The organism is Haloferax sp. ATB1 (assembly GCF_000730175.1).
Genome location: NZ_JPES01000004.1, coordinates 85,638 through 94,390, shown reverse-complemented (window position 1 = coordinate 94,390; position 8,753 = coordinate 85,638). Strand labels below are relative to the sequence as shown.

Genomic DNA, 8,753 nt, shown 5'->3' with positions numbered 1-8,753 from the left:
AAACCACGTCACAACCCCACCCCAGATATACATTACAGATGTCTGTAACAGATACTCGGTACAGATTACCGGCACGAACGTCTGACACAGATTTATGCGACAGGAGGTGATATCCGAGACATATGATCACGGCCGTAGTCTACTCAGAATCAGGTGGGACGTACAAGACGACCATGACGGCCAATATCGCAGTCGCGCTGGAGCGGATGGGGCTAAATACGCTCGTGCTTGATCTTGATCCACAAGAGGGTAACCTGACTAGCCTGTTCAACGTCGGCGAGCGCCGAAGCGATCCAGACGCCGACAATCTAGTCAAGCACATTCTCGATATGCCTGATGGTGACTTTCACAAGTTGATCGAAACAACAGCAGAAGGCGTCGATATCATTCCGAGCCACGATATGCTTGGCGACTTTACGTCAAATCTGGAGCAGAAGATTTCCTACGAAACGGGGATGCAGAACATGAGTCGCGAAGAATACCCTCGATTTGAACTCCTGTACAAACTCCTCTGGAATGAACAGAAACTGCAGGAAGAATACGATGCCATCCTCATCGATCCGAACGCTCGGGCAGAGGACTTGCTCTATAATGCGATATTCGCACTCCGAACGCTTGTCGCACCCGTCAAACCAGCTGGGAAAGGAAATCTGAGCTTAGAAGGACTCGAGGAGCTCGTCGGAAACATGGAGAACCAGCTCGATATCGAAATCGGGCTGTCCTGTGTCGTCCCTTCTGGAGTGGGCCAAACGAACGCTCACCAGCAATACCAGCAACAGTTCGAGAACACGGAGGCATTCGCCACACCGGTCACTATTGGGAATCGGGAAAGCCTCATGGACGCGATGTGGGAAGCCAGAGGATCGGCATTCAAGGTTGTCGAAGAACGGTGGAAGACCTTTGAAAAAGACGGTGAGATGGTGAGTGAACCCGGTCAGCGACGAGTGCGTGACAGGGAAATCGAGACGCTGGGGAAATTGTACGAACTCGCCTGGTTCATTGCGACCGACACGTTCGGTGCTGACGTGGACCCCGTACTGGAACTCGATATTCAGGATCACAAGAAGAGGACAATCAATCTTGAAAAAGACGATACGACGGAGGCGACAACCGTATGAGCAACTTCAAATCCGGCTCCGGAAATCTCGATTTCGGTGGTGACGATGAGAAAGATGAGGAAGCGGAAACGGCCGCTGAATCCACAAAAACTCGAGATGGGCGGGCCGAAGATACAGAGTCCGACATCACCGGATGATCCCCCATCTGCATCGTCGGACAGCAAACCGTCTGAGACAACAAGTACATCGAGCGAATCGGGATCGGATCGGCTGTCGACGGGAGAGCCAGCAGCCTCCGACTCCGGAGCGGAGAAGTATCCGTACTTCGTCCGGCGGAGTAATGTTGGCGACGAACGCGACACACGTCTCGAAATCCATGTTCGAGACAAAGTAGCCGACCAAGAAGCCAAATTCCGGAATGAACTCGCCGAACACCTCGAAACGAACGAGATCTCAAAAACAGATGCCCGTGAGTTCGCCCTCCTCGCGGCATTTCACAATCCCGAACAGGTTGCTGACTTGATGCGGGACGAGGGGTTCGGTACGCTCGGGTGAAATAGGTTCTACTGTCTTGAGGCACGAGTTCCATCAGCAGAACTGAGAGGGATCTCCATAACACGCAGTCAAGTAAGCATCTTAACTGTTACCGGATTATTGGTAATCATCAGATGTACGAAGTTCTCGACGACACGGCGGCCCAGGTCCTCCTCGCCATCGAGAGTGGCGACTCCATCCGCCGCGTCGCCCAGCACCTTCACACACCCTACGAGACGGTCAGACAGACCGTCAATCGGCTCGAAGACGCAGGCTACGTCAGCTATGACGACGGCCTCTCAGTCGTCGACGAACGCGTGAGAGACGCCGCACGCGAGCTCGTCGCTGCCAGCGCCGTCGTCAGTCCTCCCTCGATCGAAGATGCTTACGTCGTCCCACAGTTCGGTGACTGGCCGTTCGCGTTCACACGGATCGACGCCGTCTACATGTGGACCCAAGGCGGCTACCAAGTTGGTCGGGAACCCGACGACTATCCGCTGTTCATCGCTGTTCGCGAGCAGGACGTCGACGCCTGGGAAACGTTCTTCGAATCGTTCGGGCTGCCAACCGACTTCGAGCGCCAGCCCAGAGACGAACTGGATGGGCCACTCCAGATCGTCGTCGATCCGCACCCATCGCTCGAAATCGAGGACGTGGAAGGCTATCCAGTCATCCCCCGCGAAGATACGATTGAGTACATGCGCGACCACTACGCTACCTTCGAGTCGGCACTCGCGATGTTCGACCGCATGTACGACGACCTCGACCTCGGCGTCGCTTACCGGGAGGCTGAACGGGTCAATCATGAGTTTCGGCGATCGGAGTAGTGCATATCGGACACCTTGAGGCACTCACTAAGGGCGGCCACTAGTATGTCCTCGACGGCGGCTAAATCGTCTCAGTATTCAACTCCCCGCATCTCACAGGTAATAATTGAGTAGTGTGAGTCGAATATACTCCGCTGTCTGATCGTCTACTTCTGGGTATGGCGCCGTTATAACTGCCTGATTCCCGTGGAATTCGATGGATCGTTCCCCGCGCTCATCCTTCAGCAACAAACTCGCCTCAAATCGGCGCTCCTGAATCCACTCATCTAAGGTAAGATCGTTTTCTAGAGTCCCTACCGTGAACCGGCTTTCCGTGACGTTCCTGACATTGAACTCTTGCTGCAGCCCCTCTCGGAGAAACTGCGAGAACGTGCCGATATCGATGAGCACGCCTTTGAGATTGTGGAAATCAAATTCGAAGCGGACCGTCACACCAATGCTACCAAGTTCGGCATCCGAGACGGTATTCACGTTAGAATCGTCGAATGAGTGATTCTCCTGAATCAAATCTAAAGTGACTGTGAACGGGTCGTTGTTGAGATAAGAGAGAGTCACTTCAGCGGTACCCTCATCCAGCCAGTGGAACTCCTCGACCTCTGCACCACCCTTACTGCGAGCAATACTACTCCGGACCGCCGACTCAATTTCTTGACGCGAATCCCCCACTGACCGATCGGAGTTGAGGTACGCAGTGAACTCCAGATCAGCCTTGATTTTCTTGAATCGGGTCTGATACGCCTTCACTCGTTTCTTCAGCTGCGACACCCACCGATCAATGAGACGGTCCCCAATTACTCGAGCGAAAATCGCATTCATCACTGCCTTTGCCACGAACAGACTAACCGCAATCAGAGAGAGATCCCCGACAAGTTCAAGCAACGATTGTTGTCCGGGGAATGGCATCATCTACTTGCTATGTCTCAATTACTGAAGTCGGTTACTGTCGACTGCGTATCCGATCTGTTGAAATCAGTCACCGTTGCCTGCGTGCTGATGTGGGGCAGGATGTACTCCTTGATCATGATCAGGTACGTCTGGAGCTCGAGTTTGGAGTAACTGCGAACGAGGGCGTCCTCGGAGATACTGATGACCTTCTCTCCTTTCCCTATCTCCTCTGTGGCCATCATGTGCGTCCGGACCGACCCACGCCGTTTCTCTTCCTGATACTCAGGTTCTGTTTGGTACCCACGCCCAGAGATGTACTTCTTGTTGATCGACGACTGAGGGTAGTCTTGGAAGGTGGTATTAAGTAGTTCTTCGGCCAGTTGGTCCGCAATGTGGTCGATGTCATCAGACGTAAGTGTGATTTCTGTTAGCGAAAGGTCCAGCTCCTCCAGCTCCTCGGCGATGATGTGCAAGACGTTCTCGACGAGATTTCGCCCCGCAATCAACACCATGTAGTAGCATTCGCCATCCTCAAATACGACGAACCGGACGGATTCGGTATCCAATACTAATACTCGTTTCTCTCGGAACACCACAGCCCCCGTCTCATCAAGAACAATATTCCCAGAGAGAGCCCTCATGGCACTGTTCTCGGTGAGTTCAACATCTTCAATGGTGGTTATGATCTTGATTTTTCCATTCTCTGTGAAGACGTCGGGTTTGATGAGATCCTCGTCTTCTTGGTATTCCGATGGTGTGTCGAGATGGATTGTTTTGTTACTGAGTTGGTCTTGGAGGGTTGGGAGGTCAAGTTTCCCTTGGGTTTTGGTGAGGCGGTAGACTTTCCCAGAATAGGTTGCTGACTGGGTGAGAGGGTTTTCTGGGGTTGCCATGCGTGAATATATAACTGAATCATGATTGCGGGATTATGAATGTATATGTGTGACGCACGCACACTCGGTCGGTAAGTGAATTATCGGGGGCGTAGATCTCGCCAACGAACGTCGACGCGCTCCCCGCTCTCGGATAGTTCAACTCTGTAGAGTACGTTATCGCGGTCGTCATCTGTTTCTAATCCAGCGTCATCCTCCAACACAGCAACAACGACTCCTTCCTGGCCATGGAGTCGTTCGAAGTCCGTATCGTCCTGATCTGGAATATCAATCCGAACGAGATCGCCCGTCGTGAAGCGGTGCATAGAGATTACTCTCGTACCTTGGCCTCTAACGGATTCTCCGGCTTATCAACGCGTTTATCTACTAACTCTCGTGCCTCAGTGTTCAGGCTGTACAGTGAGTACACCTGCTCGTTCAACTCTGCCTCCAATTCCCTAGCCTGATCGGGCGTCGACTCCACGACAGACTGCGACTCTTCGTACGCTTCAGCGGCTGCCAGCAGCCCATCAGCACTCGTCGGCAACTCAAGATCCTCTAGTTCCCCGACTGTCTCTACATCCATCTCACGAACCAAAGTCGTGAACGCCTCCGCAGTCTCATCCGACACAAACTCCACCGACGATTGCACGTTCACCCTTACTTCCGTTCCATTCTGCGAGGGCGACACCTCACCATCCTCATCACCCAACCCCAGACTCTGAATGTACGCCGCGAACGACAGCGAACCCACGTCATACCCGTTCAGAATCTCCTCCGGCGACGACACCCGAGCCTTCGCCTCTTGGTAGCTCTCAGCAATCTCATGCAGACTCTTCGACAGAGAGATCACTTCGTCAACGACCGTATCGTCGTTTTCCGCGTGGATCGGGGATAGGGAGTCCGAAGATGTAATCGCGCTGGTACCGCATGTAGTTGTTCCCATACTTCGGGGCCGATCGGCGAAGATAGAACTGGACGGCATCCGAGTTCAGCACGCCCGCCAAGTAGTACCCGTCAACGGCCTCGAGCACGAGACAGTAAGTGGTGTTGAGCGCGTACATGTCCGCAGACTCGTCGAACCAAAAGTTGCTGTAGTAGCAAATGTCCGGCGTCACCACCTTCTCATTGTCGAACGTTCCAGGACGGTGTCGCGCCAGCTGATACCACTTCTTCCCCTGCTTCACCGTGTACCGATCCTCCAACTCCTCACGGTTGTCCTTGAGGTATTCCCTCGTGCCGGGGTAGTTGTCGAGATTCATCTCCGGCGTTGTGTACAGCAAGTACTCATCCTCTTTGGCATCGGAATGCCAGCGCTGTACATCCTCTCCGGCGACAAACGGCTTGTAGATCTCGTCCTCGATTCCGTACTTCCTGATGGTGGTTGAATCAACAAGGAAAATGTCGTTTGCACCAGTCTGCACCCCGTTCTTTGCAATCCGATCACCAGAGAAGTTCTGGAACTCTTTCGCACCCTCATCCATCTGATGGATTACGTCGTGCTCGTCCGTCGGGATGAACTTCCACTCGTCCCCAGCTATCAGTTCAGACCTGACCGGGTACACCTGAATCGGAGGCGTCTCTTGCTTTTCAACAGCCTCCTCAACCTCCTCAGACACAGCCTCTGTACTATTGGGTCTTGGCGGCTCGCCACCAGGCGTATCGGGGAGATACCGCCGAATGAGGTCTCTGAGTTGATCTTCGGCAGCGATCTCAGGCTCCGTCTCCAACCCACTCTCACTGTCGGTCGCTTCGGAAGCGACCGCAGTTTGCTTGATTTCCGGGAGAGCCTCAGTCACCTGACCATAGGTGAATGCGTACTCCTCTGGTGTGAATTCATCAGGGGAACGTGCTCTAGTGTCCTTGTTGATGCGGTCGGCGATGAAGATGAGTGGATACGCCTGAATGCCTTCGAAGACGCTGATATCACCGAAGTTGATGAGCTCTCTGGGTTGGTAGTTCTGAATGATGAACTGCCGGAGTTTCTCTCCGTATCGATTGCGAATGAACTTGTTGCTGGTGATGAACCCGAGCGTGCCGTCATCGGAAAGCCACCCGGCTGCGCGCTCCATGAACAACACGTAGATGTCATAATTGTAGTGCGCAGTGCTGTAGTCATCGTAGTCATCCTTGGCTGGACCATCCGGGATGTTCTGAATACGGACGTACGGCGGATTCCCGACGACAACACCGTAATCCTCCCGAGATTTCATCTGGTTGGCCTGCTGGCGCTCTTCACGGTACTGACGCTGCACCTCGCTACTGTGATGCGCGGTCAGACTTCCCTGCACCTCCTCAGACCGCAATGAGTCAGTCTGATAGATATGGAACCTGCCCAGCGTATAATCCGGGTTCTCCTCCTTGACATCCCGGTACAAATCAATCACCTGGAACAGCAGGTTCATCTCCGCGATATGGCATGCGAACGGATTCAGGTCAAACCCATGCAGTCGGTTGCGAACAATTTCGAGGGCGTCCTCAGGCGGTACTCCCTTCCGGTCTAACCGGTCCAACAGGCGGTTTGCTGCCCGCACCAAGAACGTCCCGGACCCACACGCAGGGTCCAGCAAATCGTACTCATCCGTTTCGATCTGATTGTCAGCGGTGTACCCGACGCTGTCCAAGATGAGGTCTACGATTGCGGTTGGGGTGTAGAACTCCCCGAGCATCTTCGTTCTTCTGGTGGAAGGTGCTCTTGGTAGAGGTGGCCGAGAACGTCCCGGTCTACGCTGGAGAACTCGAAGTGGTTCAGATGCCACAACGTGCGCTGAATCACCTCATCGAGCTCGGGGTTGGTGGTGTCTCGGATTTCCCAATCGAAAATTCGACGTGAGTAGAGCCGGTCGTACACTTCTCCCATCTCTTCAGAAGCGATTTGGAACAGGTCGATGTAGGTGCGGTCGACGTACCTGGTGAAGTCCTCCCAGAACGCGAAATAGTCCTCAACACCACCATCGCTAATCATCCGGTTGACGAGGTCTTTGTCTTCTGCAATCCGAATCAGCAAGACCTTGTTTAGCTGGACATATACTGATTCTCGGCAGAATACGTCCTTGTTCTCGTCATTGTCATTGTCTTGTCGATTCGACAGACGGACCCACGTCCGGTAATCCTCGTAGAACTGCGCGTAAATGTCGTACTCTTCACGCAGGTCGGCGAGTTGGTTCTCAAGGTCCGCGATTTCACTGTCGTCGTGCCCGCTGTCCTTCAGGCGCTCAATCTGACGTTCAAGATCGCTAGATTCGCGGTCGTACTCTTCGTATCGATCCATGAAGTAGTCGAACGCGTTGAGCGTGTACGGCAGCAAATGGTCTTCCAGACACGTTGAGAGTGCAGTAAGGAGGTTCTGGAAGCCCTCATCGCTCGCGACATCCTGGGGGTGAGCGACTGAGAAATCGTCGTAGCGCTCCTCCCGCGTGACCAACCCCTTTTGTAACCGGCGTAGCTGAGAAATCTCTTGGGTTTGGGCAGCACTCAACTCATCCGCCAGTGACCCGCCTCGTTCGAGATTCCGAATCGCTTCGAAGTTGATGTTGGCGACCTTCCGGGCCGAGACTCCATGATGAGTGGCGGTGTCGGCGCGGCTATTGTCGGTTCGCTCGTACAGAATGAACTCGTCTACGTTAGTGGAGATTAGATATTCGGCGTACGGCGTTTCAGAGGCGTACCGGAATACCTGCTCGATTCCTTGCTCGACATCTACGTCGCGTCGTTTTCCCTCAACGATGATTGCAGGGTGTCTGTCTTCGTCGTAGAATCGAACATCGTTCCAGTCGTCTTCCTGGGTGTAGTCTTTCTTGGCCCAACCGAGCGCACCAATGAAGAGGTGATCGACGACGCGCGGCATGAGATCGTGTTCGGCACGGTCACCGTCTTTGATCTCGTCGTAGAGATCTAGGTATTCCGTGATGACGCGGTTGACGAAGTCGCCGTCTGAGAGGGCGGATGGCGGTGTTTCTGTTTGCTTAGACATGGAAGGAACCGAGATTTTCGAAGTGTTTGAGGAGTGGTTGTTGAGGTGTTATCATAGTTTCCCTGTTCCCTCAAGATTCTACTGACAAGTGTTGAGCTCAAGTCGATCATCGGTCACGAGTGGGTTAACCAACAGACCAACTGTTGATGAGGGTTGTTGGTTAAAGGTGATCTGCATTGATTGGACTTTGAACTCGATGAGGGACAGAGGATCAGGGTGAGTCGATCCAGTATGTGGAAAGGCGTGTGGCTCCCACAGTCCTCGATTGGTATCCGGAAGGGAAGATTTCGACTGGAATACCGGGAAGGCAACGATGGTAACAGGGAGAAGGCGACCGGTGTTGCCAGTATTGCCAATAATGCCGTCGTTTAAGTACCTCTCTCACTCCACCATTGCCAGTAACGAGGAGAGAATGGGCGGGAGGACAGTAACTGTCACGCCTCTAGTCTAGTTACTGTAATCTAAACCAACTACAGTTAGTTGAGTTTTCGCTAGTGCGGGTTTGGTTTTACGTACTTTGTATTAAGAGTATCGCTTACTAGAGAGCGGGTCGTTGACCCCCTCCAGTTGTTGCGAAGGTTCACTGGCAATAGTGGAGTGTGTG

At 53.3% G+C, this 8,753-nt stretch carries 7 protein-coding genes and 1 pseudogene; 3 read left to right on the top strand and 5 right to left on the bottom strand.

All coding sequences use genetic code 11. The features are described from left to right. Positions 1–122 precede the first annotated feature (122 nt). From ATB1_RS00955 to ATB1_RS00945, 3 genes and pseudogenes are all read left to right on the top strand, one after another. Positions 123–1,118: a ParA family protein gene (locus ATB1_RS00955; RefSeq protein ID WP_042661846.1), complete on the top strand. Its 996-nt coding sequence runs from the start codon at positions 123–125 to the stop codon at positions 1,116–1,118. Continuing rightward, positions 1,115–1,613: pseudogene (locus tag ATB1_RS00950) on the top strand (acyl-CoA dehydrogenase). Before ATB1_RS00955 ends, ATB1_RS00950 begins: the two are co-directional and overlap by 4 nt. 113 nt (positions 1,614–1,726) lie before the next feature. Then, on the top strand, positions 1,727–2,419 hold the full coding sequence (locus ATB1_RS00945) for a helix-turn-helix domain-containing protein (RefSeq protein WP_042661845.1): 693 nt from the start codon (positions 1,727–1,729) through the stop codon (positions 2,417–2,419). 93 nt (positions 2,420–2,512) lie between these two features. Here the strand turns inward: ATB1_RS00945 and ATB1_RS00940 are convergent, their stop codons facing one another. The 5 genes from ATB1_RS00940 to ATB1_RS00915 all read right to left on the bottom strand — a co-directional run bounded on the left by ATB1_RS00940 (position 2,513) and on the right by ATB1_RS00915 (position 8,149). Further along, on the bottom strand, positions 2,513–3,325 hold the full coding sequence (locus tag ATB1_RS00940) for a hypothetical protein (RefSeq protein ID WP_198526010.1): 813 nt from the start codon (positions 3,323–3,325) through the stop codon (positions 2,513–2,515). Positions 3,326–3,339: 14 nt separating this feature from the next. After that, positions 3,340–4,197, bottom strand: a complete 858-nt coding sequence (locus tag ATB1_RS00935) for a hypothetical protein (RefSeq protein WP_052367626.1) — start codon at positions 4,195–4,197, stop codon at positions 3,340–3,342. Positions 4,198–4,507: 310 nt separating this feature from the next. Then, positions 4,508–5,029, bottom strand: a complete 522-nt coding sequence (locus ATB1_RS00925) for a hypothetical protein (protein WP_042661843.1) — start codon at positions 5,027–5,029, stop codon at positions 4,508–4,510. Positions 5,030–5,033: 4 nt separating this feature from the next. After that, positions 5,034–6,845 (bottom strand): Eco57I restriction-modification methylase domain-containing protein, encoded by a 1,812-nt coding sequence (locus ATB1_RS00920; protein ID WP_042661842.1) that lies wholly within the window; start codon positions 6,843–6,845, stop codon positions 5,034–5,036. Continuing rightward, positions 6,809–8,149 carry a type I restriction enzyme HsdR N-terminal domain-containing protein gene (locus tag ATB1_RS00915; RefSeq protein WP_042661841.1) on the bottom strand — a complete coding sequence of 447 codons (1,341 nt, stop codon included), beginning with the start codon at positions 8,147–8,149 and terminating at the stop codon, positions 6,809–6,811. Before ATB1_RS00915 ends, ATB1_RS00920 begins: the two co-directional genes overlap by 37 nt. Positions 8,150–8,753: the final 604 nt, after the last annotated feature.

What these genes read in the sequence shown, in the direction of transcription:
- ATB1_RS00955 (WP_042661846.1), top strand. Translation starts at nt 123, where the DNA reads ATGATCACGGCCGTAGTCTACTCAGAATCAGGTGGGACGTACAAGACG.
- ATB1_RS00945 (WP_042661845.1), top strand. Translation starts at nt 1,727, where the DNA reads ATGTACGAAGTTCTCGACGACACGGCGGCCCAGGTCCTCCTCGCCATC.
- ATB1_RS00940 (WP_198526010.1), bottom strand. Translation starts at nt 3,325, where the DNA reads ATGATGCCATTCCCCGGACAACAATCGTTGCTTGAACTTGTCGGGGAT.
- ATB1_RS00935 (WP_052367626.1), bottom strand. Translation starts at nt 4,197, where the DNA reads ATGGCAACCCCAGAAAACCCTCTCACCCAGTCAGCAACCTATTCTGGG.
- ATB1_RS00920 (WP_042661842.1), bottom strand. Translation starts at nt 6,845, where the DNA reads ATGCTCGGGGAGTTCTACACCCCAACCGCAATCGTAGACCTCATCTTG.
- ATB1_RS00915 (WP_042661841.1), bottom strand. Translation starts at nt 8,149, where the DNA reads ATGTCTAAGCAAACAGAAACACCGCCATCCGCCCTCTCAGACGGCGAC.